This is a genomic window from Pantoea sp. ACRSB (assembly GCF_022346905.1).
GTDB classification, from domain to species: Bacteria; Pseudomonadota; Gammaproteobacteria; order Enterobacterales; family Enterobacteriaceae; genus Pantoea; species Pantoea piersonii.
In genome coordinates, this window is record NZ_JAKRNL010000015.1 from 1 (window position 1) to 22,063 (window position 22,063).

The 22,063-nt window shown below is 47.8% G+C and carries 18 protein-coding genes and 3 pseudogenes; 7 read left to right on the top strand and 14 right to left on the bottom strand.

What is annotated here, in order from left to right:
• Positions 1-217, bottom strand: a pseudogene (locus MHZ89_RS21795) (IS5/IS1182 family transposase); the annotation flags it as partial.
• 52 nt (positions 218-269) lie between these two features.
• Positions 270-362: pseudogene (locus MHZ89_RS22725) on the bottom strand (AbrB/MazE/SpoVT family DNA-binding domain-containing protein); the annotation flags it as partial.
• A gap of 1 nt (position 363) precedes the next feature.
• Between MHZ89_RS22725 and MHZ89_RS21805 the strand changes: the two are divergent.
• Positions 364-1,236: pseudogene (locus MHZ89_RS21805) on the top strand (IS3 family transposase); the annotation flags it as partial.
• 88 nt (positions 1,237-1,324) lie between these two features.
• Here MHZ89_RS21805 and MHZ89_RS21810 read toward each other — a convergent pair.
• From MHZ89_RS21810 to MHZ89_RS21820, 3 genes are all read right to left on the bottom strand, one after another.
• Complete coding sequence (locus MHZ89_RS21810) at positions 1,325-1,723, bottom strand: helix-turn-helix domain-containing protein (RefSeq protein ID WP_080181299.1); 399 nt, start codon at positions 1,721-1,723, stop codon at positions 1,325-1,327.
• A gap of 56 nt (positions 1,724-1,779) precedes the next feature.
• Positions 1,780-3,129 (bottom strand): ISNCY family transposase, encoded by a 1,350-nt coding sequence (locus MHZ89_RS21815; RefSeq protein WP_139777995.1) that lies wholly within the window; start codon positions 3,127-3,129, stop codon positions 1,780-1,782.
• A 225-nt stretch (positions 3,130-3,354) separates the two neighbouring features.
• Positions 3,355-5,745, bottom strand: coding sequence for a membrane-bound PQQ-dependent dehydrogenase, glucose/quinate/shikimate family (locus tag MHZ89_RS21820; protein WP_080181288.1), 2,391 nt, complete (start codon positions 5,743-5,745; stop codon positions 3,355-3,357).
• 101 nt (positions 5,746-5,846) lie between these two features.
• Here MHZ89_RS21820 and MHZ89_RS21825 point away from each other — a divergent pair.
• The 3 genes from MHZ89_RS21825 to MHZ89_RS21835 all read left to right on the top strand — a co-directional run bounded on the left by MHZ89_RS21825 (position 5,847) and on the right by MHZ89_RS21835 (position 9,012).
• Positions 5,847-6,544, top strand: a protein-coding gene (locus MHZ89_RS21825; protein WP_225511120.1) for an IS1-like element IS1A family transposase whose coding sequence is annotated in 2 segments (ribosomal slippage) — positions 5,847-6,096 and positions 6,096-6,544 — 699 coding nt in all. Because the reading frame shifts where the segments join, the coding sequence is not laid out codon by codon here.
• A 735-nt stretch (positions 6,545-7,279) separates the two neighbouring features.
• Entirely contained in the window at positions 7,280-8,236 is a 957-nt protein-coding gene (locus MHZ89_RS21830; RefSeq protein WP_311784594.1) for a FitA-like ribbon-helix-helix domain-containing protein, read from the top strand.
• Positions 8,233-9,012, top strand: a complete 780-nt coding sequence (locus MHZ89_RS21835; protein WP_311784595.1) for a site-specific integrase — start codon at positions 8,233-8,235, stop codon at positions 9,010-9,012. Before MHZ89_RS21830 ends, MHZ89_RS21835 begins: the two co-directional genes overlap by 4 nt.
• A gap of 370 nt (positions 9,013-9,382) precedes the next feature.
• Here the strand turns inward: MHZ89_RS21835 and MHZ89_RS21840 are convergent, their stop codons facing one another.
• The 8 genes from MHZ89_RS21840 to MHZ89_RS21875 all read right to left on the bottom strand — a co-directional run bounded on the left by MHZ89_RS21840 (position 9,383) and on the right by MHZ89_RS21875 (position 16,163).
• Positions 9,383-10,030, bottom strand: coding sequence for a hypothetical protein (locus MHZ89_RS21840; protein ID WP_311784596.1), 648 nt, complete (start codon positions 10,028-10,030; stop codon positions 9,383-9,385).
• Between the two features lie 13 nt (positions 10,031-10,043).
• Positions 10,044-10,511, bottom strand: a complete 468-nt coding sequence (locus MHZ89_RS21845) for a peptidase M14 (RefSeq protein WP_311784597.1) — start codon at positions 10,509-10,511, stop codon at positions 10,044-10,046.
• Positions 10,512-11,446: 935 nt separating this feature from the next.
• A complete protein-coding gene (locus MHZ89_RS21850; RefSeq protein WP_311784598.1) occupies positions 11,447-11,977 on the bottom strand; it encodes a hypothetical protein in 531 nt (176 codons plus the stop codon).
• Between the two features lie 354 nt (positions 11,978-12,331).
• The gene (locus MHZ89_RS21855) at positions 12,332-12,778 is read right to left on the bottom strand and encodes a plasmid partitioning/stability family protein (RefSeq protein WP_311784599.1); all 447 of its coding nucleotides are present in this window, start codon (positions 12,776-12,778) and stop codon (positions 12,332-12,334) included.
• A gap of 5 nt (positions 12,779-12,783) precedes the next feature.
• Positions 12,784-13,740 (bottom strand): plasmid segregation protein ParM, encoded by a 957-nt coding sequence (locus MHZ89_RS21860; protein ID WP_311784600.1) that lies wholly within the window; start codon positions 13,738-13,740, stop codon positions 12,784-12,786.
• Positions 13,741-14,126: 386 nt separating this feature from the next.
• Positions 14,127-15,386, bottom strand: coding sequence for a translesion error-prone DNA polymerase V subunit UmuC (gene umuC / locus MHZ89_RS21865; protein WP_311784601.1), 1,260 nt, complete (start codon positions 15,384-15,386; stop codon positions 14,127-14,129).
• Between the two features lie 63 nt (positions 15,387-15,449).
• The gene (locus MHZ89_RS21870; protein ID WP_311784602.1) at positions 15,450-15,848 is read right to left on the bottom strand and encodes a S24 family peptidase; all 399 of its coding nucleotides are present in this window, start codon (positions 15,846-15,848) and stop codon (positions 15,450-15,452) included.
• A 15-nt stretch (positions 15,849-15,863) separates the two neighbouring features.
• A complete protein-coding gene (locus tag MHZ89_RS21875; RefSeq protein WP_233453724.1) occupies positions 15,864-16,163 on the bottom strand; it encodes a TrfB-related DNA-binding protein in 300 nt (99 codons plus the stop codon).
• Positions 16,164-16,687: 524 nt separating this feature from the next.
• Between MHZ89_RS21875 and MHZ89_RS21880 the strand changes: the two genes are divergently transcribed.
• The gene (locus MHZ89_RS21880) at positions 16,688-17,374 is read left to right on the top strand and encodes a replication initiation protein (protein ID WP_101827021.1); all 687 of its coding nucleotides are present in this window, start codon (positions 16,688-16,690) and stop codon (positions 17,372-17,374) included.
• A gap of 1,400 nt (positions 17,375-18,774) precedes the next feature.
• On the opposite strand, the gene MHZ89_RS21885 is transcribed toward MHZ89_RS21880, so the two are convergent.
• The gene (locus MHZ89_RS21885) at positions 18,775-19,533 is read right to left on the bottom strand and encodes a hypothetical protein (RefSeq protein WP_311784603.1); all 759 of its coding nucleotides are present in this window, start codon (positions 19,531-19,533) and stop codon (positions 18,775-18,777) included.
• A gap of 940 nt (positions 19,534-20,473) precedes the next feature.
• Between MHZ89_RS21885 and MHZ89_RS21890 the strand changes: the two genes are divergently transcribed.
• Together MHZ89_RS21890 and MHZ89_RS21895 are read left to right on the top strand one after the other, a co-directional pair.
• Positions 20,474-21,370, top strand: coding sequence for an integrase domain-containing protein (locus MHZ89_RS21890; protein WP_311784604.1), 897 nt, complete (start codon positions 20,474-20,476; stop codon positions 21,368-21,370).
• A gap of 305 nt (positions 21,371-21,675) precedes the next feature.
• Positions 21,676-22,023, top strand: a complete 348-nt coding sequence (locus MHZ89_RS21895; protein ID WP_135778128.1) for a hypothetical protein — start codon at positions 21,676-21,678, stop codon at positions 22,021-22,023.
• The last annotated feature ends 40 nt before the right edge of the window (positions 22,024-22,063 follow it).

A 22,063-nucleotide genomic window follows, 5' to 3' on the forward strand; every position in this document is an offset into this window, starting at 1 on the left:
TCAACGCACGCACCATGGCCATAGCTTCCGCTACCTGACCATCGTAGTCACGCAGCGTCAGTGAATCTCCCAACAACTGCTTCATTCTGTACATTGCCGTTTCCGCTATCGAGCGACGGTTATATTCCGTTGTCCATTTCCACCGTGCATTGCTTCCGCTCAGCCGCTGATTAGCAACGGCACGGTTGCGGTCTGCGTACTCACCGGGCCAGTACCCATTTTATCTATAACCGCCTTCTTTAAATCATAAAAATTATCCGCGAGGAGATTTTCCAGCTGCGCAAGCGAGCCCAAGGTCGGCCGGACGGGGCGCAGGATGATGCTGTCCCCTTCCGGACAATTCCCAGCTCGCTGCCCCCTTCAGTTGCACAAAGCATAGGCGTCAGCGTCCCGGTCCTGTACAAATGGAAGAAAGACCTTATCAGTGACGAGGCTTATCAATCCATGCGCAAACGAAAGGCAGCCCCTCAAGATAAAAATCAGGATGCTTTACTCGGTGAAATCCAGCGACTCAGGCAGCAGGTTCATCAGCTGCAGCTCGAACGTGACATACTGACAAAGGCGTATGAACTGATAAAAAAAGATCTTGGCATCAGCTTTCTGACACTGAAAAACAGGGAGAAAACCCTGATAGTTGATGCCCTTAAGAAAAAGTACCCCGTTGCTGAGTTGCTAAGCGTTCTGCAACTTGCCCGCAGCTGTTATTTTTACCACTAAGCCAGCAAACGTCTGTGCGATAAGTATGCGGAAATACGCGTGATCATGGCCGATATCTTTGAGGAGAATTACCGCTGTTACGGCTACCGGCGCCTTCACGCGATGCTTCGCGGTAACAACAGGGTTATTTCTGAAAAGGTTGTCCGCAGACTGATGGCAGAAGAGCAGCTCGTTGTTAAGCGCACCAGGCGACGACGATACAACTCTTACTGTGGCGAAATCGGCCCGGCACCGGAAAATTTACTCGCCCGGGATTTTAGTTCCTGCAGGCCAAATGAGAAGTGGCTGACCGATATTACGGAGTTCCAGCTTCCGGCTGGAAAAGTCTATCTGTCGCCGGTTATCGACTGCTTTGATGGCCAGGTTGTAAGCTGGTCGATAGGAACACGCCCGGACGCGACGCTGGTGAATACGATGCTCGATGAAGCACTCGATACGCTCAACGAACATGATAAACCGGTAATACACAGCGATCGTGGTGGCCATTACCGGTGGCCGGGCTGGCTCGATCGTATCAACACACTATGTCTAGCCAATATTGAAATGTCGTGCTCAAAACAAGTCAGAGATGACGTCTGGGAGAGTCTGGAAAATTCCTTCTTTAGTCTTAGTCAGGCCTGGAGGATGGTCGCGGATGCCAGGCTTTCTCAGTAATCATCAGTTTCCGAACGGTCTCTTTTGAAATCCGGACACTGTATTCTGTGGTCAGTATTCGCCAGATTGCTGTCGGATTCATACCCCGGCCGCGTGAGCGAATAAGCTGCAGGGCCTGGTCTCTGATGCTGGTGTTTAACTGATGGTTGCCGGGCTTTCCACGGCGCCGGCTGACCAGACCAGCTGGCCCCAGCTCACGATAGCGTTTAATCAGGCGGGAGCACTGACGACGGGTGAGCTCCATGGATTCCGCCACTTCTGCCAGCGTAATTTCCCGCGCCACATAGGCCTCAATCAAATCCAGGCGCAACGCTTCATGTAATGTCAGAAGCACTGGTTTTTTATCGTCCATTTTTCTCTCATCATTCAGCCGTGTCAGATCTGCAGGTGAGGGAAGGGCTCATCGCTTCAGGCTGGGGACAAAATCCTGCGGGCTGGCAGCACCGGATTGATCGCCCTTAGCTCTTCCAGTACGCGCTCCTGGGCACGCCTGCGGGGCATTTTTTTGCTGCGCATTCGCTTTCCTTCAGCCTCCAGTTCGTCCTGTTTCTGCTGCGCCAGTTTCAAAACGGCACCCAGTCGTTTGTTGTCAACAACCGCACCCTGATCAACGCAGGCCAGTTTATCGAAAATCTTATAGCCCAGTGGCCGGTGCAGATGCCGGAAAGCAATGCTTCCGTCAGGGTAATCATAAACGGTAATTTTTTCACCTGCTATGCGCGAATTTTGTTCAGTGGGTTCAATGATATACATCACTTTATCATACTGAAAAGTCAGTGCTTTCGATAAGGTCCGCAGCTCCTGCCAGGCGAAGATATCATTCAGCTCCAGTGGACTCTGTGTGACCGGACGGTGCAGATCTTTAGGGTATTTTGCCGGCCGGGAGAAACGACGGTTAAAATCGGACATGAAATGTTCAATCCACTGATTGGCTTCAGCAACCGAGCTGATGTTCTGCAGGCGCATCTCTTTAATCAGGCGATCCTGGAGCGTTTTATTTACCCGTTCCACGCGACCTTTTGCCTGGCTGCTGTTGGCACAAATCAATTCGATCGCCAGTTCCCGGAGAGCCCGTCCGAACTGGGTTGTGCCGGTACGTCGGCTTTCCGGTCCGCTGACCCTGAACACCGCATGCTTGTCGCTGTAAAATGCGACAGGTTTACCATGTTTATCAATGTATTGCCGGGTAGCCATCATGTAGTCAAACGCGTTTTCTGAATCACAGAATCGCAGGTGCATCAGGCGACCGGTGGCATCATCCATGAAGACCAGAAGACAGCATTTTGGGGCTCTGCCTTCGAACCAGTCATGGTGAGAGCCATCGATCTGAACCAGTTCGCCGAGACAGTCGCGACGATAGCGTGGCTGGTAAACCCGGGTTCGCCGGCGGGAATGAGGACGCCAGAGACCGTCGGCTGTCATCCAGTTACGGACGGTTTCAACAGAGAGATGAATATGATGGCGTTCAGCCAGTTTTTCGGTTGCGAGCGTTGGGCCAAAATCTGAATAGTGGCACCGGATCAAATCCAGGGCTTTACAGCGTGTTTCTTCATCGATCCGGTTGTTTGCAGGACGTCCACGGCGGGAAGATGCAAACGCGGTTGCGCCATCTGTCCGGTACAGGCGCACAAGACGCTGCACCTGACGAACACTGAGTTCAAGAATATCTGCAGCGTCGCGCTGAATCAAAGCCCGGTCAAATACTCGCTGAATGATGCCAAGCCGGTAAAGTTCTTTGTCTGTCATAGTCACCAACATAAGATCGCGGTCCTGTGCTGAGCAAAATGAAGGCTTAGCGTACACGACGCGTGTGAATTGTGCTGAGACGACAATAACGCACTCTTATGTTAAATAGGGCGGTCTTCGATGAAATTTCCATAGCTATTCTTACTAGAACGGTAGTTCGATTTATTCAACAAAGCCACTTTTGATGTAAAAAAACGGTCCCGTCATCTGGCAGGACCGTCGCTTTTTATAGAATAATCAATTCAGAGCGTAACTAATTACATAGTCGCCGACATTGGTACCCATAAAGTGGTGCCCACCGGCCATGATCACCAGATACTGCTTACCGCCTACCGAATAGGTCATTGGGGTCGCTTGGCCGCCAGCAGGCAGCGTATCGCTCCATAGTTCCTTTCCGGTATTGCTGTCATAGGCGCGAATCTTATTGTCAGTGGTCGCGGCAACAAAAGTTAAACCACCGGCAGTGATAATTGGACCGCCATTATTTGGTGTACCGATATTGATCGGTAATTTGGTCGGTAAACCAAACGGACCATTATTTTCCGCGCTGCCTAACGGATGCTGCCATACCACTTTCTGGGTATGCATATTGATGGCAGTAATCATCCCGTAAGGAGGTTCGTTACACAGCATCTTGGTGGCTGGGGCAAAGAATGGTGAAACATTAATTCCGTAAGGGGTCTCAGCCATTGCACCGTTACCCTCTGCGCCACCGCCGGTCGGTTTATGTGCCGGAGAATCAATCGATACAAGACCTTGTTCATCGGCTTTCTTACGGGTGACCAACTGGTCATACATCGGCGTATTATTCCAGTTAGCAATTAAAAGCCCTGTCTGAGGATTGTAAGCCATACTTCCCCAGTCACTTCCGCCGTTATATCCGGGGTATTCGATCCATGGTTTGTCCAGAGATGGAGGAGTGAATTCTCCGACATAGCTTGCCTGGCGGAATTTAATTCTACACGCCAGTTGGTCAAACAGTGATATCCCCCACATTTTCGATTCGGTGAGTGGTTCTAATCCCAGACGTGGCATATTTACTGACCAGGGTTGAGTCGAGGTACGTGGATCAGAAGGAATGACACTGGCCGGTGCCGGTTTTTCTTCCACTTTGCTCAACGGCTTTCCGGTAGATCGGTTCAGCACAAATGTTTGCCCCCGTTTAGTGGGAACGATGATCGCCGGGATTGACTGGCCGTTCTGACCGGGAAAGTCAATCAAGGTCGGTTGTGAGCCCAGATCATAATCCCAGACGTCTTTATGGACGGTCTGGAATACCCATTTTTCATCGCCTGTATTCACATCCAGTGCAACAATAGAGGAGGAAACGCGGTTTTCATTCTCCGAGCGCATGGCACTGTAATAGTCAGCGGCTGAGTTACCGGTCGGTACATACACCAGCCCCAGTTTGTCGTCTCCGGTCATAGCTGCCCAAGAGTTAGGTGTGCCGCGGCTGTAATATTTGTCACCGGTCGGTTCGCTATGCACACTCGGATTATTCACATCCCAGGCCCACTTGAACTTACCTGTTTCGGCATCGTAACCACGGATAACACCTGAAGGTGCCCAGCGACGCTGGCCATCCAGCACTTCATGGTTAACGATAATCACACCGTTAACAATAGGTACCGGCGCAGTGACTGCAACAAATCCAGGTACAGTGTGTCCCAGACCGGTCAACAAGTTAGTCTGACCGTTATCACCAAACATTGTACAGGATTCACCCGTCTGAGCATCCACTGCCAGCAGACGTTCATCCAAGGTGCCGACAATCAGGCGATTATGACAAGACTGCCCTTCCGGCACGATCTTAGACGTATACCAAGTCAGACCTTTACAGGCTGCGGTGTAAGGTATGCTTTCATATTTTACACCACTGTCATGTTTCCAGATTTGTCTGCCGGTTTTTGCATCCAGCTTGATGATGTTGTTACGTGCTGAGCAGACATAAACAGCATCACCAACTTTAATCGGGGTGTTTTCGGCAGCCCACTTATTAGCCTGTCCGGGTTGCGGAAGATCACCGGTACGGTATGTCCATGCCCGGGTCAGTTTGGCCACATTGCCGGTATTAATTTCCTTAAGAGGTGAGAAGCGGGTGGCATGTGTATCTCGGCCATAGTAAGTCCAGTCGCTGTCCGGCTGTGAGTTTGCCGGTGGGTTGTCTTGACTGGCCAGCGGAGCACTCGGAGGCGCGTCAGTTGACTGAAAACTCTGGAAAGGTACAAAAGCCCATGCAAATGCAACAATAAAAATCACCACAAACAGCCCTGCAAGACCGCGACTCAGAGGTTTATATTGACCATTATTCAGTGACGGAAGGGCCAGCGATAGCAATAAGCCGATCACCGTAAGCACTGACAGTCTGGGGATCCAGCCCCAGTAGTCGGTGCCGCTTTCGTACATGGTCCAGAGTATGGTCACAAAATACAGGAGGTAAAACAGATGAACACCTGCTGTTTTACCCTTAAATAGCAGGACAGATGAAATAAGCAGAATAATCCCCGATATCAGGTAGTACCAGGATCCTCCCAGAGAAATCAGATAGCCGCCTCCGATAATCAGCGGTATCGCACAAAGGAAAAGGATAATTGATATTATCCTCACAAACAGTGACACTATATTCATAGCAACATCCCTAAAGATAAATACTGTATATTTATAAAGCAGTTTTGGTGATGCTGCAAACTTACTGATTAAGTGTATGATGGTGTTTTTGAGGTGCTCCAGTGGCTTCTGTTTATATCAGCTGTCCCTCCTGTTCAGCTACAGACGGGGTGGTGCGTAACGGTAAAAGTACTGCCGGACATCAGCGCTATCTCTGCTCTCACTGCCGTAAAACATGGCAGTTACAGTTCACATACACCGCCTCTCAACCCGGTACGCACCAGAAAATCATTGATATGGCCATGAATGGCGTTGGATGCCGGGCAACCGCCCGCATTATGGGCGTTGGCCTCAACACGATTTTACGTCACTTAAAAAACTCAGGCCGCAGTCGGTAACCTCGCGCATACAGCCGGGCAGTGACGTCATCGTCTGCGCGGAAATGGACGAACAGTGGGGCTACGTCGGGGCTAAATCGCGCCAGCGCTGGCTGTTTTACGCGTATGACAGGCTCCGGAAGACGGTTGTTGCGCACGTATTCGGTGAACGCACTATGGCGACTCTGGGGCGTCTTATGAGCCTGCTGTCACCCTTTGACGTGGTGATATGGATGACGGATGGCTGGCCGCTGTATGAATCCCGCCTGAAGGGAAAGCTGCACGTAATCAGCAAGCGATATACGCAGCGAATTGAGCGGCATAACCTGAATCTGAGGCAGCACCTGGCACGGCTGGGACGGAAGTCGCTGTCGTTCTCAAAATCGGTGGAGCTGCATGACAAAGTCATCGGGCATTATCTGAACATAAAACACTATCAATAAGTTGGGACCATTACCGCAGGATCCATTCTCAAATACGGGATACATTCCTTGATACCTTTATTCAGTCACTGATGAATGCCCGGAGGCGCCGTATAATTTCATTCATATTAGGGTGATCCCGTTCCGGCTTCATTTTATTTTCATCACCGGTTAATCATTCTTTGATCTGCATCTGAAACACATTTAACAGTTTACTAATGAGAGCGAGCGGTCAGCAGCTTGAGATTTGACTCTTCAGATAACAGAATCTGATAATTATTGCATATATGACAATAGTGCTACCGTGGCAATAATAAATAATGATTATTGATATTTTTGCGTTGACTCCCTTCCCTTAACCTGAAGATCCGATTTCTGGTAGAACCGGATCTGCTGCCTCCTTCGCCGGTTTTCTGCGCAGGGCACTATATTTAGTGGTTAATTCAGTTGCTCAGGCTACCAGATATAGTGTCCTTACGGATTCAGCGTCCCCTTGAAGAGGGCTTTGCCGCGCCCCGCCGCCGTGTTACGCTTCCGGTTACTGCCGTATCGGGAAAAAGTCGGATCTTGACGGGATGGGCGTGCGGTAATTGCATAGTGAAACAGTTTTAACTGATACTATCTCACCTGATTGTAAGTGCATACACATTGACTCATAATGAATGCAATAGTAAATAATATCCTTTATCTTGATACATGCTGTCATTTTCGTTCAGTCTGTTGTCCATTGTATGCATAAGGAAGAAAGGTTGAGTCATGGCAAAAATTCAGGCCCGTAACGTGGACGATGCGCTCTATCAGCGCATTGAGCAGTCAGCAATGAAAAATGAGCGCTCGCTGGAAGGAGAAATCCGTATGGCGCTGGCGGCGGCCTATCCGCCTCCCGGACAAAACGGAGCGGTTTTGTCTGAGCGCGCCCGCTGGCAGCAGGAAACCGGACGGCGCCTGCGCTGGCTGTTTGACCGGCTGATCGCGGATAACTGTTACCGTACGTCCGGGCGCGCAGATAAAGCGGGAATACCTGAACTCGTAAAGCTGGCCCGGCAGCTGGATACGTCGCCCGGCCTTCTGATGGATATCATGGAGGGAAATAAGGAACTGCCGTTTCATCTTGCCGATGCCATCGCCGAGAATTTTGATGCCAGCGCCGGGTGGCTGCTCGACGGCAGAGAGACGCCGTTCCCGGTGGCTGACCTGGGCATGGATTATCACGGTTTTTTTCTGCCGGCCGGCGATAACGCCCGGTATGCCTTTGAGTTTATCCGGATAAGCCGCGGGCGCCATGAAGGGACGCTTATCTGCCTGCGTATTCATTCGGAGACGGGACGTATGGCGCTGGGAACGGTCACCGCAGAATTTAACCTCTGTAAAGACGGCTCGGGCGGAACCGGCCACGGCAAGCTGCTCGCTTTTATGCTTTTCCTCAAAGAAAGCTGCGCACACCGCTCCATGAACGCGTTCGACTGGGAGGTGGATGACAGCTTCGATTTCTGGTCCGTGGTGGGTCAGCATCACCCGGCTTATTTTCAGGATTTCCGCCGCCGTGCCACATCCGGCTGGCTGCAGCAGGTGTTTACAGGTAAGGATCCGGACGGCTGGTTTACCGGCTGGGGAGGTGACCTCAAAGAGATACAAGACATGCCTTTCGGCGGACGGGGTAACACTCAAACAGACATAGAGCCCTTAAACAGTGACGGAGTTGAGACCGAATGAACCTGCCTGTGCTGCCTTCATTTACCGGCTCATCCACATTGAATCAGCTTCCGGTTCCGATTGATTACCCGGCAGCGCTCGCGCTGCGCCAGATGGCCGCGCAGCATGATGAATACCCGCAGTACCTGCTGGCTCCGGAGGTCAGTGCGCTGCTTCACTACGTGCCGGATCTGCACCGCAAAATGCTGTTCACTACGCTCTGGAATACGGGGGCTCGCATTAACGAAGCACTTGCACTGACCCGGGGAGATTTCAGTCTGGCGCCGCCCTACCCTTATGTGCAGCTGGCCACGCTGAAGCAGCGCGGTGAAAAAGCAGCTCGCGGGCCTGGACGCGCGCCGTCAGGCGTGGTCCCTCACCGGCTGGTTCCGCTTTCCGATCCGCAGTACGTGGCCCAGCTGGAGATGATGGTCGCCACGCTGAAAATTCCGCTTGAGCGACGCAATCCCGAGACGGGCCGTACCGAAAAGGTCAGGCTCTGGACGGTGACTGACAGGACAGTGCGGACCTGGCTGAATGAAGCCGTCGCCGCCGCAGCTGGTGACGGAGTCACGTTCTCCGTACCGGTGACGCCGCATACTTTCCGCCACAGCTACGCCATGCACATGCTTTATGCGGGCATTCCGCTGAAGGCGCTGCAGAGTCTGATGGGGCACAAAAGCATGAAATCTACTGAAGTCTACACGAAGGTTTTTGCGCTGGATGTCGCAGCCCGGCACAGAGTGCAGTTTCACATGCCGGAAACGGACGCAGTTACAATGCTGAAAAACCTATGATGCAGTAGGAGTACGTAAACGGCCTCTCATGTATGACATTTAGGTATACATATAAGTCATACAAATTTTGGAATCACCTTTAAATTCTTTCTAGATAAGTCAAGAGAATAAATTCTGCTGGCGCGAATTCACATTCTGGGAAACCTTCCTCCAGGGAAGTTTTACCGAACGGGCCGGACGGCGCGGGTGCAGAACATCGCCCCATCAGGAAAGAGTTACCGCCTGCCCGGCACTACATCTAATATGCCAGGCAGCTGGCGCGGACACCACATATAGCGTTATCCACAGAAACGGTGGATAAGTCGGGCAATTCGGTAGAATTGGCGTTTTACCGAATGCCCGGACAGGACGCAAATACGACATTGCCCTTTCATGGGAACTGCGGCCTGGTCTTCTGCAGGATGTCGTAAAGAGTGCGGTAATGCGAAACAGCTTCCAAGATCAGCCTGCGGTTTTCTTCCTCAGTGCGGTTATTGTCAGTCCGTATATTCTCGCTGCGCAGAGCCTCATTAGTAAGTTCGTCAGGTGTATAAGTGCGGCTGTAATCAACCTGAGTATAATTACTTGCGCAGTTGTAAACCTGCGCTTTCATGAATAACTCTGCGCAGCCTGCTATTTTTTCTGATAGCTCATTAATCAGACCTGAGCTTTCAATATTCTCATATAAAAAGAGAAAGTCATCTATCCTCTCATCTTTAGGCGAAATACTGCCTAATCCTCCGCTGAATTTTTTACTGCTCTCAAGTAAGAATTTGAACATAGCGATGCGTGATGCCTGTAATTCAGCTATGGCCTTGTCAGCATCTCTACGGACTTCTTTAAGCTTGACAATGTTCCCGGCGATGGAAAACTCCTGAATCTCGGGCGAGAAAAAAAGCAATAAACTGATAACAGCGCACAGGGTGAAAAAAGTTATCGCCTCACCCGCCGTCACCTTTGAATAATAAAACAGAACGCCGTTAAACGTAGTAAATAGGAGAAAGAAAATAACAGGAAGAGCTGATTTTAATATCTTCATATAAAACAACACCTTATTGGTTTTTTTCCATTCCGGACAGATACTCTCGCGCTATGCACTGAAATTCACCTGTGCGGAGATCTATGCGCTCACGCATTTTTTTTAAGAGTTCCCACTCCTGCTCGTTCTTTCTTATAACTATAAATTCATTTACTGCAATCAGGAGATTATATGCCCCTAGTGAAATTAAGTTGGGAGAGGTAATTTGTATTCTGTTATATATATTTAGAAACTCAATGTAGTCCGAACCCTGAGCATCACAGCTTACGTCTCTGTATTTTTGGACAAGCATTATGGAATGCGTCAAAAACTGACTATAGTTTGCCTTGCTTTCTTCTGCTTTGGCCTGCTTCAGAACACGATTTTCTTTATCAACTTCGTGGCTGTGATTTTTTCTCAGAAAAAAATATGACGCCACCGAGGTTATCAGGGCGGTAAGACCTATTTTTACAGCTGAATCTGCAACCTCAATCCATTCCATAATGCACCTTCAGATTGTAATGACCAGACTTTATTTGGCGCTTTTGTATAAGAGCCGCTGCGAACGATGGATCATAAGCTTTGCGTAAGACTTCAGTATAACCCGATAGTACGCCTGATTGAACGGTTCGGTCTTATAGGCGTTTTACCGGATGACGGGAAAAGGAGAAAAAACGGCGCATTCTGTAGGCAAAAAAGTTAGGGGAATAAATGAAATGCGCTTAGGATCTGACTTGTGCCGGAAACGGCAGCTTTGAGGCGAAAAAAAACCCGGCTTGGAAGGCCAGGTTTATTTTCAGTTCCGGGTGCGGTTGGAGGCCGCGCGCTGAAACAGGGTACTGCATGTATCGACTCGTAGAGCAATTTTAGCACTATTGACGGCCCCGTCAATATAGCGTCAACCCATCGTTGACCTTATAATGACAACGCGAGTTGCGCTTATGCAGTGCCATCGGGTGAAGCCTAAAGGATTCTCCCGGCCGGAAACGGGTGGAGCCGTCCGGTCTGCCCCCACTCATAGGGTGCTGCATGTATCGACTCGTAATTGATACGCGCCGCGAGGGGAAGCTCAAGGGCATAAGCGGCGTGTGGCGCTCTCCTGAAAGGGAGAAGCTTAAAGTGATAACGCTGGGATCTATCCTGCTGATATTGCAGATACTGCACGTCAGCTTACGCATTATCGTTGTTATCAAGCAACTGACCGGACGCCCTTAAGGGCTGAAGGAACTTGAACAAAGGCGGGGTTTTCCACCCCGCCTTTTTTCGTCTTTGTGTGATGGTAGGCAGAATACCTGTAAACACGAATCCGGGTGAACGGCAAAAGAAAACCGCCTAGCGGCGGCTTTGGGCTTCTTTTCATGAAGGCGAATGACGGGAATACTGTGATCTCAGTAAGGCCGATATCAGATGACCAAATTTACAACTCCATATACAACTTTACTTTTTACTTATTACAGCAATCAGCTCCAGAAGAGCGTTCTCAATAAGAAGATCTGGTATTGAATATTTGCTAGCTCTAAATAACTTTCCTTTAACAGTTGATATGTTAATTGCAGACTTTTCTGACCAAAGTGTAGATATACTTATTTCATCAATAGATTCAACATCTACCCAAACAAGGCTTGATAATTCATTTGTCGAGTCAGAATAGCATTCCAACCATTTTTTCGTTTCGCTTTTCTTTACTTCAAATGGATACTTACCATTTCGCGCCTTATAAATAAATGCAGCAACTTTCTCTTTATTCATTGGTACATTAACAGAAGCTTTCTTTAAATCATCAGCTAAAGTATCGCCGGTAATAAGTGGTTGATATTCCTCGAAATAACTTAAGAAAACCTTGTCATCTTCGAGCGATTCATTACTTCTGTCAAGCAGATCACCCCATATTCTCTGCATTTCATTTTTAACAACTTCTCTAACAGCCCGATATTCATCTTCTTTAAAAGTATAATAAGTTATATCCAAAACGACCTCTCATAAAATAAGCTTATGTTCTTGATAGACTACGAACCTTCTTAAAGATTAACCCAAAGATAACTATTAATAAACATACAAGCAGAATAACAAGCACCGAATGGCTTGAGGCAGTGCAACTTTCAATAACTAACTCAGCGCATTGAGGCTTGAAGAGCTCTCTAGCAATATAGAAAAATGCTCCGACTAAGCCAGTTAGCATTAATACTTCTAACACAATGTAGATTAACCCCATGTTTTCTCCTTTATGTTAATATTAGCACTTATATGCATTAAAGATGACCAACACAAGTATGATGTAACTATTGATGCTTGCAACACTGCTATAACATAGCAGTGTTGCTGTTATGATTTCGAGATAGGCTGATGAAACATATTCAAGGCATTGCGCCGTGTTTCTTCAGATTCCGCATCGAATTCTGGCGCGCGAGGCGGAGCCGCATCCTTTACGACTGCTTCACTTTTTAGGTTGGCTACATGAACCAGAATAGACTCTAGTAATGTCTGCACCACTTCATGCCGTTCTACAGAGCCAGCACCCAATGCATCCGGTTTGACACTGCTAATAACCTGTATGATCTCGGCCATAGTAGTGTTTTCGTCAAGCAAAGCTGTTAATAAATGGGGTATACGCTCATCCTGCCTAAATAATGCAAACCCTGCGATTGTAGCCGCTCGTAATAAGCGGCTCTTTTCTGACTTTTCAAGGGAACTAAGCTTATCACAGAGCAGTTTATCCCCTTTAAAGTCCTCGGGATGTATGTAGTAAGTAAGCTTCCGTCTGGTATCCATTGAAATTACCCGATTTGATAGATACCATTAACTAAAGCAAATTGGGGCTCTTCGGCAATAAAGAATCTATCTTTCTGCACAGTTGTATGATTCTGAATTGCATCCGCAACAATTGCAGCTCCACCGCCAATTACCATGACATGCGTATAACCGTGAAAATCGTCAATTGCTTGTAGAACTCTTTTAGTTAGGCTTGCTTCTGATTCTTTAAGAGCATTTTCCACTGTGGAAATATGAGACTCATCATTTATTCTATTTTTCAGATACTTACTGTCATTTCTGTGAATGATGACATCATCTGCCAGATAGCTGCTGCCTTGAGTTTTGGCGATTGAAAGAGCATCTTTGACTGCATCAGTCATAATGCTGACCCCGACCTTTGGATCACCATGAATTTTGGAGATACCGCTCATTTTCCCACGGACTTGTGAGATATCGAGTGTAGTCCCGCCTAAATCGACAATAAGAAGGGATTGCGTCGGATCGAGCTTTTTAACAACTTCAAAACCGGCCGGGATTGACTCAGGAAGAACTGTAACGCTTTTAACAGTAAATGTCTCAGCTCCTTTTAAGGAAACTGGGCGCATAACGTTACTAATTTTTTTCTTAATATTTTCTTCGATAATCTGGTTATCTTTATCGTAATACTCGGCTAAAGGCAGTGTAACCACTAGTTCTACCTCTTGCGGTTGAATCCCAGACATCAAGAGGGCATGGTGTATGGCAATAACGTTAATATCACCATATTGATAAGCAACATTTGTAGTTGTTAATGCATCTGGGCTAATTGGGTCAAAGGTATAGTTTTCCCCATTAAGTGAGTAATTATAAATTTGCTGATTTCCAAACTGAACAGACCAGCCGCGTTTAAAGCTATTCGGGCTTATTACGTTTTTTCTCTTACCATCAACTTCATATGCCACTTTGACATTTGTAGAGCCATCATCAACAAAAATTTTCATACCTTCTCCATTTAAGTAGCTTCAAGAGCAATTTGAGAAATCATGTTAAGCCGATCACTTTCAATCTCAAAATGAGAGCAAAAACAAGAAAACCACCTATGAAGTGTACTTTAGTTGACTTAGAAGGTCAACAGAAGACTGCTTTTAAATCACTTTCAGGCTCAAATTGAGAACCAAATCAATTTTATGTAAGATCGAGTAATCAGTGGTAGCAATACGCTCTCAAATTGAACCCATAACGAGAGCGAGAGAAGAATGCATTCTGAGGTTTTTTTTCTTTTCTGAAGGAGGTATGTTGCGTGATCGGCAGAAGAAATTAATGGGAACTTCTTATGAAAACTAACTTAGATTGGGTTGCTTTCGTTTTTCATAAGATTATGGATATATTACTTCGCTTTGGGCAATTCATTCAGACAGGTTGTATAACGAGGAGAGAGCATTTCGCGCTTCATCTGCCAGGGGTTATTTACTCCTTGCCCTGCGAACCAAACTTTCCCTAACCCGGAATTATTGATGGTATCTAAAGTCTTCATTAGTGTGTCAGCGTTAGCGCGCGGCAGCTGTTCACTAAACATGTCTAACTGGGCTACATTGGATTGGTAAAAATCGCTAAGCATGATTCCAGCTTTGGCAAATCGATAACCTTCACGCCAGATAGTATCCAGACCTTTTATAGCAAGAGACACGATATCACGGGTATCACTGGTCGGATAATGACAGGTAAAAGACGCTGAATTGGCATATTGAGGTTCGTTACCGTACCGGCCAGTAGCTATGAAAACGCCTATGTGTTTGCACTTTGAATTCTGTTCTCTAAGCTTTTCGGCCGCCCGCGTTGCATACATTACAACTGCATGCTGCATATCCTCAAGCGCGATAATACGCTGGCCGAATGACCTGGAGCACACAATTTGCTGTTTGGGGGGAGGAGCATCTTCCAGAGCTATACAGGACTCTCCGTTAAGCTCACGAACGGTTCTTTCAAGGATCACCCCAAAGTGCTTACGTATCATTGCAACATTTGCATCAGCGAGGTGAAGAGCTTTAGTTATTCCAATTTGTGAGAGTTTTTTTTCAAGCCGGTTTCCGATCCCCCAAACCTCGCTGACAGGTAGTAAATCCATCAGTTTGCGCTGGCGTTCCGCATTGGATAGATCGACAACACCGCCTGTTTTACTCCACTTTTTAGCTGCATGATTTGCCAACTTAGCTAAGGTCTTAGAAGGGCCGAATCCAACACCAATCGTTAAGTGTGTATCCCTTTTAACACGCTCTCGCATTTGAACACCAAAATCGTGCAGCGGCATATAGCTAGCAATACCGGATACATCGAGAAAGCTTTCATCAATGGAATAGATCTCTTGCCCTGGTGCCATCTCACCAAGAATAGCCATCATACGTTGGCTCATGTCGCCATAAAGCGCATAGTTACTGGAGAAAATATGAACGCCTTTTTCGCGGAAAAAACGCTCATTTTTGAAAAGGGGATCGCCCATCTTGATGCCTAATGCCTTGGCCTCTGCGGAACGAGCAATTACGCAGCCGTCATTGTTTGAGACCACACAAATGGGTCTCCCGCGCAAATCTGGCCTGAAGATCGTTTCACAAGAGGCATAAAAATTATTGGCATCAGCAAGTGCAAACATAGTCAGATTCAAATTTATACTGTTTATAAATACAGTATTTATCGAACCACTGTTCTTTGCAAGTTACTCGTTTGGTAGATCCAAGGCTGCAGGTTCGATTTGAGAGAAACCTAACCCAGCCAAGTCAGTTAAGGCATAGGCTATTACGCCCCAGATTGGCGACTCATAGCCTTCTTTGATGGGAGTGATCATACATTGGCCTGTAAGAGTTTGCAGGGCCGGAGCTGGCGTTAGAAGGAGCCTTCTTATTACCAATTCATCATCCACACTCGCAATAACTAAATTGCCATGTTTTGGCTTCAGGCTGCGGTCTACCGCAAGCAAAGATCCTTTGAGGATCCCGCATGCAGGATAATCGTTTGTACATTCCCAAACGTACGTAGAGTGTGGCGAAAGTGAAACGAGATTAGTGAAATCAATACGCTTTTCAGCGTAGTTTGTGGCAGGAGATTGGAATGCCATAGCCTCCTCCGGTATCTATAATTTATCTTTATTTATCGGATACTTAGATGCCAATTCTTTTACTCGTTCAGCTTCTTTCTTAGGAAGCCATAAATTAACCAGTTCTAAGTCTTCGCCATCATTAAGGGTAAACTGCTGGTATAGTTCCCAGATCCTTTTTACAGCATTCGCTACGTTTTGCTTTGTACGGTCAACACGGATAGCTACATCAGCTTGCCGCTCTCCTTTAACCAGAACTGCATAACCAATTTCTGTGGTGATATGTGCAAAAGTAGACATTATGGGTGAAAGTCGATCCCATTCCTGCTGCGTCATTTGTCTTTTCTGCGCCATAACTCACCTAAGTATCTACATATTTTGAAGGCTAAGTGTAATGCTGAATTTGGTCAACACAAGTATAAAGTAACTGTACTTGAATGTTTTCACTTGATGCCTTTAGCGAAAACCGTGAGGCAGTACAAAACTTGTTTTGTGCTGCCGAGGGGTTGACCGACAGAGCAAAGCGGCGTCGGTTTCAATGCTAATGTGACTTATCCACTTATCCACAGCGCTAAATTTTAAAGGCTTTTTAATTAGTATTTTAATGCTTTTTAAAGCTTTTTAGGCACAGTTAATCTATTGAATTTTAAAGGGAATTAATGGTTAATTTTGGGAATTGCCCCTACTTTATGTGGGAATCAGCCCTAGATCTTATGGGAAACAGCCCTAGTAGCTATGGGAATCAGCCCTAGTAACTATGGGAATCAGCCCTAGTTCACATTGAAGTTAATAATTAGTTGACTTGTGTGTACTGGCTGGTATTGTGGGGGTCATAAATTAACCCACAGAAGGCAACGGACATGGCTAATGCCCTGAAAAAAAAGATAAATGTTAAACAGTCTAACGAGCTAACCGAGGCTGCTTATCATTTATCTTTGAAAGCAAAGCGGGTTTTATGGCTCTGCCTTATGCAGACTTATTTCACAGATGAAGACGAGTCCGCTAACCCTGTTTTCACCGTTGCAGTCTCGGATTATGAAGATATTTTTAACGTAACCCGAAACCAGGCAAGCCGTGATGTTAAAGAGGGCGTGTTTGAACTGTCACGTTCTTCCATCATTTTTTACCCTAAAAGCGGTCGTCATGATGTTATCGCGCGCCCGTGGCTGACTGAAGCCGGCGGCAGATCGAGTAAAGGTTTATGGGAGATCGAGTTTAATCATAAAGTTTTGCCTTATCTGTATGTTCTTGGCAATCAATTCACAACCTATTCATTAAGAGATTGCGGAAGCCTCAAGAACCCCCGGACCGTTCGGCTTTATGAAAGCTTATGTCAGTTCAGAAGCTCTCAGATATGGGTCACTTCGCATGATTGGTTATCAGAAAGGTTCATGTTACCTGACTCTCAGAAAGCAAACCTTGCAGAGCTAAAGCGGACATTTCTTGAGCCAGCTTTAAGGCAAATAAATGATAAAACCCCTCTGAGCGTATCTTATCAAGCTGAGTCTAGCGGCAAGTTGATATTTAATATTCATCAAAAACAGTAATTTAATATTTGATTTCAGTCTTATTGGCTTAAATTTGCTCTCCTCCTGCCTAATTAAACCCTGCTCAAAAAGTAGGGCTGTTTCCCACACTTGGCGCCGGCGCGCCCGCTGCGGTGCCCGGCGGCCCGCAAAGTAGGGCTGTTTCCCATATCCGGCGCTGGCGCATCAGCTGCGTCGCCAACTGGCCGCCATGTAGGGCCGTTTCCCATACCTGGCGCCGACGCATCCGCTGCAGCGCCTTGCGGCCCATAAAGTAGGGCTGTTTCCCACACCTGGCGCCGACGCATCCGCTGCAGCGCCTTGCGGCCCTTAAAGTAGGGCTGTTTCCCACACCTAGCGCCGGCGCGCCCGCTGCAGCGCCCGGCGGCCTGCAAAGTAGGGCCGTTTCCCACACCAGGTGTCAGCGCGCCCGCTGTGGTGCCAGTCGATCCGGAATGTAGGGCAGTTTCCCACATCGGGTGCCAGCACGGCCGCTGCAGTGCCTGGCTGCCTGCAAAGTAGGGCTGTTTCCCACACCTTGCGCCGGCGCGCCCGTTGCAGCGCCTGGCTGCCTCCAAAGTAGAGCTATTTCCCACATCTGGCGCCGGCGCGCCCGCTGCTGTGCCCGGCGGCCCGCAAAGTAGGGCTGTTTCCCACATCGGGCGCCGGCGCGCCCGCTGCGGTGCCAGGCGGACCGGAATGTAGGGCTGTTTCCCACATCTGGCGCCGGCGCGCCCGCTGCGGTGCCAGGCGGACCGGAATGTAGGGCTGTTTCCCACACCCGGCGCCGGCGCGCCCGCTACGGTGCCAGGCGGACCGGAATGTAGGGCTGTTTCCCACACCTGGCGCCGGCGCGCCCGCTAGGGTGCCAGGCGGACCGGAATGTAGGGCTGTTTCCCACATCGGGCGCTGGCGCGTCCGCTACGGTGCCAGGCGGACCGGAATGTAGGGCTGTTTCCCACATCGGGCGCCGGCGCGCCCGCTGCGGTGCCAGGCGGACCGGAATGTAGGGCTGTTTCCCACATCGGGCGCCGGCGCGCCCGCTGCGGTGCCAGGCGGACTGGAATGTAGGGCTGTTTCCCAAATCGGGTGCCAGCACGCCCGCTGCGGTGCCAGGCGGACCGGAATGTAGGGCTGTTTCCCACACCTGGCGCCGGCGCGCCCGCTGCAGCGCCCGACTGCCTGCAAAGTAGGGCTGTTTCCTACATGGGGCACCGGCGAACCCGCTGCGGCGCCCGGCGATCCTAAATGTATGGTTGTTTGTTTAATCGGATATTATTGCGCGCTGCGCTGCTTCCCTATGAGATAAATATGGCTATTTCTCATGTTAAAAGCTGTCACGCCTACTAAATATAGCTGACATATTTAAATGCCAGCTTATGACTTATAAGGTGATGTTTGCAGGTAAGTAAGATATGCGTTTATGTAATATAGGAATCGATTTTTTTTAATTCTTTGGATAATTTTTTATATATTGATTCGTTTATAACGTTAGCAAGCTCATTAACTTTATCAACCTGCCAAGGCCAGACCCAACATGTATCTATATAAGCCAATAGAATAGTTGCAACAATAACTAATATTGAAGATAAAGAAGCAGATAAATAGTCAATGCCTTTAAGTTTTTCTATCAGAGTGTATAGCATGAACACTATTGCTACAAATAGTGATGTGATTAAAGTACATTTAAGGTAAGACGAGTATTTCAGTAGTTGTGTATTTACTATTATGTCAGTGTGTCTATGATTGACCGCTGTCTGATCTGTTGGGTTGGTGTCTTCATCTTCATTTTCATTTTCGTTAATAACTTCTTTTTTTTCATCCTTTGCTAAGGATATTGCCAATATAGCCTTCCTGATCAAAATTAGTTGTTCTGTCTCTAGGGTTGTAGATGAAACTATCTGAAGGAAAGTTTCCGCTTCTTTTTTTTCCTTTATTCCTGTTAAATCATGTAATACAGCGAGGCGCATTTCATTGCTTACAGCTTCCTTTATATATTTTTCATCAGAAATAGATGCTGGGAGCGATTGTATATCCTTGAGAGTAGATATTCTCTCATTAGAGAAACGCTTTTTTCGAGCGCGAGTGGTCATTATAAATCCACTTATTCCTATAGTTAAAGTAACTAAAGGTGCCAGCCATGTCTTTACATCGTTTAATTGAGTAAGGTCAAATCCCATTGTTTTACCTTTATGAATTTATATTGTTAGGCTAAAGATATCATTGTGAAATCATTTTGACATTTTCCTCAATAAATTGCTAAGCTCATAAGTGAAGTAAGTCGTCATTGACGACCACCAATGGTCCAGTAGCTTGAGAGGATCGCCTTCGGGTAGCTGCAAACAACACTCCTGTAGCCTGAAAGGGAGAACACATCAGTGTGGTACATCTGCCCGCCTTTGGAAGCAGATATCGTCAGAAAATGCGCACCTACGACGCGACGATGAAGGTACATTAATCACTTCAAAGCCTGGGCTTTTACCTACGCCTGGCAAGCTAAAAGGCGTCCACAAAGATGCCTTAATTCACCTACGTTATGAGAATTTCCAGGGATACGCCCTGAGCTGCATACGACTTTTGCTATGACGCATAAGCCCATTTGGAACATTTGGGCGCTTGCGGAAGACGCATTAGGAGCATGAAGCTGCGCGGCGTCACTTTGGTTCGAGTGAAACGAGAACAAAGTGACGCGCGCAGCGCATAACGACCAAACCCACGTACAGTGCGGTTTTCAGCATGCCGGTACAATCTGACGTGCACGTATTACGTGTTTTCAGATGCTCAACTGGCTATTTATCAACCATGACGCGACGTTAACGAACAACCCGTTAAGGGCGTTTTACTAGAAGGAGAATGATCGACTCGGTATCGATGGCGACATCAGGAAACTGGTGTACGGAGGCAGACTGACTAACGTCAGCACGGCGCAAGCCGCAAACAGGTCAGAGACCTGGGGAGCCTCGCAAGAACTCAACATTTCGCCGCCCCGATGCACAGATACCAGTCGAGACGCAGGAAGCGCAAAAGCAACCGTGTCATCGGGGAAGAGATGTACAGATTCAGAGTCATACACCTGTGGGTTAGCGGGCCAACAGCTGTGGGTTCTGATGGAGAAAAGTAATGTCCGGAAAATTAGGTAAGCAGCTCGTCACGCTCGCACGTCAGGACGGAGGAAGTTTTAAAACGGTTTCTGATCGTTCAAAGATTGCCAGTCGCTTTTCGGAGCGACTGGCAACCCTTAATATTCAGATTCGGGACGTAAGCCATATTAAAACCAAACATATCGAAAACTATATTCGTAGTCGTCAGGATGAAAATATCTCGTCCCGGACGCTGCAAAATGAAATGGCCGCATTACGTTCAATCCTTTCTCAAGGTGGGCGTAACGTCCTGGCTAATCCATCGCATGAGAAATTGAGTAATCAGGCGCTAAATATATCTGGAGCCAGTCGCGAAGGCACTAAAGTTGCCATTTCTGATGAACGTCTTAAAGAAATTGTCTTGACGGTTTCAGAGAAAGATAGGGGGGTTGCTTTAGGTGTACAGCTCGCCAGATATATTGGTTTGCGTGCGGAGGAAACGGTTCAGTCGGCAAAGTCATTAAAAACCTGGCGGAAAAGTCTTGAAGCCGGCAATGATAATGTACGCGTTGTGTTTGGCTCTAAAGGTGGGCGTCCACGTGATGCCACCATTTTTGAGAAAGACAAGGTTGTTAAGCTATTAAATGAAGCTATTCATTACATAGAAAAGAATAATGGTAAGTTAATCGATAAGCCAACGCTTCATCAGGCGCTTGATCGTTTTCATAACGTATTACGTGAAAGTGGAATGACCGGAATTCATGCGCCGCACAGTCTCAGATACGCTTATTCACAGGATGCTGTAAACCATCATCTTGAGAATGGCATGAGTCGTAAAGAAGCTGAGGCGCTTGTATCAATGGATCTTGGACACGGCGATGGACGTGGTGCTTACGTTGCCCGGGTTTATAACCGGACAGATGAGCCAGATGAATAAAGGGCTCTTGTAATTTGCCTTAAGCAGACGCTATTATTAAAACGTTTCTTACGTTGTCTTCGGACAACCACCAATGGTCTGTAGCTTGAGATGACCGCCTTCGGGTAGCTACAAACAACACTCCTGTAGCCTGAAAGGGAGAACACATCAGTGTGGTACATCTGCTCGCCTTTGGAAGCAGATATCGTCAATCACGGCTCCTACTGCCTGGCGATGAAGGTACATTCAACCATCCGGCTCCGGCCTTCGTCCTTCGGGGAAACATTCCCGACAGGGCAAATGTTTCTCTGTTTTCTGGAGAAACTATGTCAATAACCCGCTCGTTTCTGAATGAGTTGCGTACGCCATTCGATCTGGTTCTTTCCGTTGCAACCCGCGTTGCATCTGAATGTCCTGACCTTAAGGCTGCACTCAGGGGAACATCGTGGCTTGCTTCACCTTCCGGTCATTATGAATTCCGTTCACGCGTCTGGTTTGACGATCAACGTTATCACGCCATTGTTATGGCTAGAACGTTGATTGAAGGCCAGCCAGGCGATGAATTCATTTTTAGCCGGCACGGTGAGCATTTTACACATAAAGCTGCAGCGAAAGCCGCTCAGCATGCCGCGTCTGATGCTGCGACCTTCAGAGTGTTTACCGCTCAGAAGTAACAGCGCAGTCGTCTGAACCATACATTCGCTATGCGAATGC

Bases quoted from the DNA above. Each gene is read 5' to 3' on its own strand.
- MHZ89_RS21810 (WP_080181299.1), bottom strand. From the start codon at position 1,723: ATGGACGATAAAAAACCAGTGCTTCTGACATTACATGAAGCGTTGCGC.
- MHZ89_RS21815 (WP_139777995.1), bottom strand. From the start codon at position 3,129: ATGTTGGTGACTATGACAGACAAAGAACTTTACCGGCTTGGCATCATT.
- MHZ89_RS21820 (WP_080181288.1), bottom strand. From the start codon at position 5,745: ATGAATATAGTGTCACTGTTTGTGAGGATAATATCAATTATCCTTTTC.
- MHZ89_RS21830 (WP_311784594.1), top strand. From the start codon at position 7,280: ATGGCAAAAATTCAGGCCCGTAACGTGGACGATGCGCTCTATCAGCGC.
- MHZ89_RS21835 (WP_311784595.1), top strand. From the start codon at position 8,233: ATGAACCTGCCTGTGCTGCCTTCATTTACCGGCTCATCCACATTGAAT.
- MHZ89_RS21840 (WP_311784596.1), bottom strand. From the start codon at position 10,030: ATGAAGATATTAAAATCAGCTCTTCCTGTTATTTTCTTTCTCCTATTT.
- MHZ89_RS21845 (WP_311784597.1), bottom strand. From the start codon at position 10,511: ATGGAATGGATTGAGGTTGCAGATTCAGCTGTAAAAATAGGTCTTACC.
- MHZ89_RS21855 (WP_311784599.1), bottom strand. From the start codon at position 12,778: ATGGATACCAGACGGAAGCTTACTTACTACATACATCCCGAGGACTTT.
- MHZ89_RS21860 (WP_311784600.1), bottom strand. From the start codon at position 13,740: ATGAAAATTTTTGTTGATGATGGCTCTACAAATGTCAAAGTGGCATAT.
- umuC (WP_311784601.1), bottom strand. From the start codon at position 15,386: ATGTTTGCACTTGCTGATGCCAATAATTTTTATGCCTCTTGTGAAACG.
- MHZ89_RS21870 (WP_311784602.1), bottom strand. From the start codon at position 15,848: ATGGCATTCCAATCTCCTGCCACAAACTACGCTGAAAAGCGTATTGAT.
- MHZ89_RS21875 (WP_233453724.1), bottom strand. From the start codon at position 16,163: ATGACGCAGCAGGAATGGGATCGACTTTCACCCATAATGTCTACTTTT.
- MHZ89_RS21880 (WP_101827021.1), top strand. From the start codon at position 16,688: ATGGCTAATGCCCTGAAAAAAAAGATAAATGTTAAACAGTCTAACGAG.
- MHZ89_RS21885 (WP_311784603.1), bottom strand. From the start codon at position 19,533: ATGGGATTTGACCTTACTCAATTAAACGATGTAAAGACATGGCTGGCA.
- MHZ89_RS21890 (WP_311784604.1), top strand. From the start codon at position 20,474: ATGTCCGGAAAATTAGGTAAGCAGCTCGTCACGCTCGCACGTCAGGAC.
- MHZ89_RS21895 (WP_135778128.1), top strand. From the start codon at position 21,676: ATGTCAATAACCCGCTCGTTTCTGAATGAGTTGCGTACGCCATTCGAT.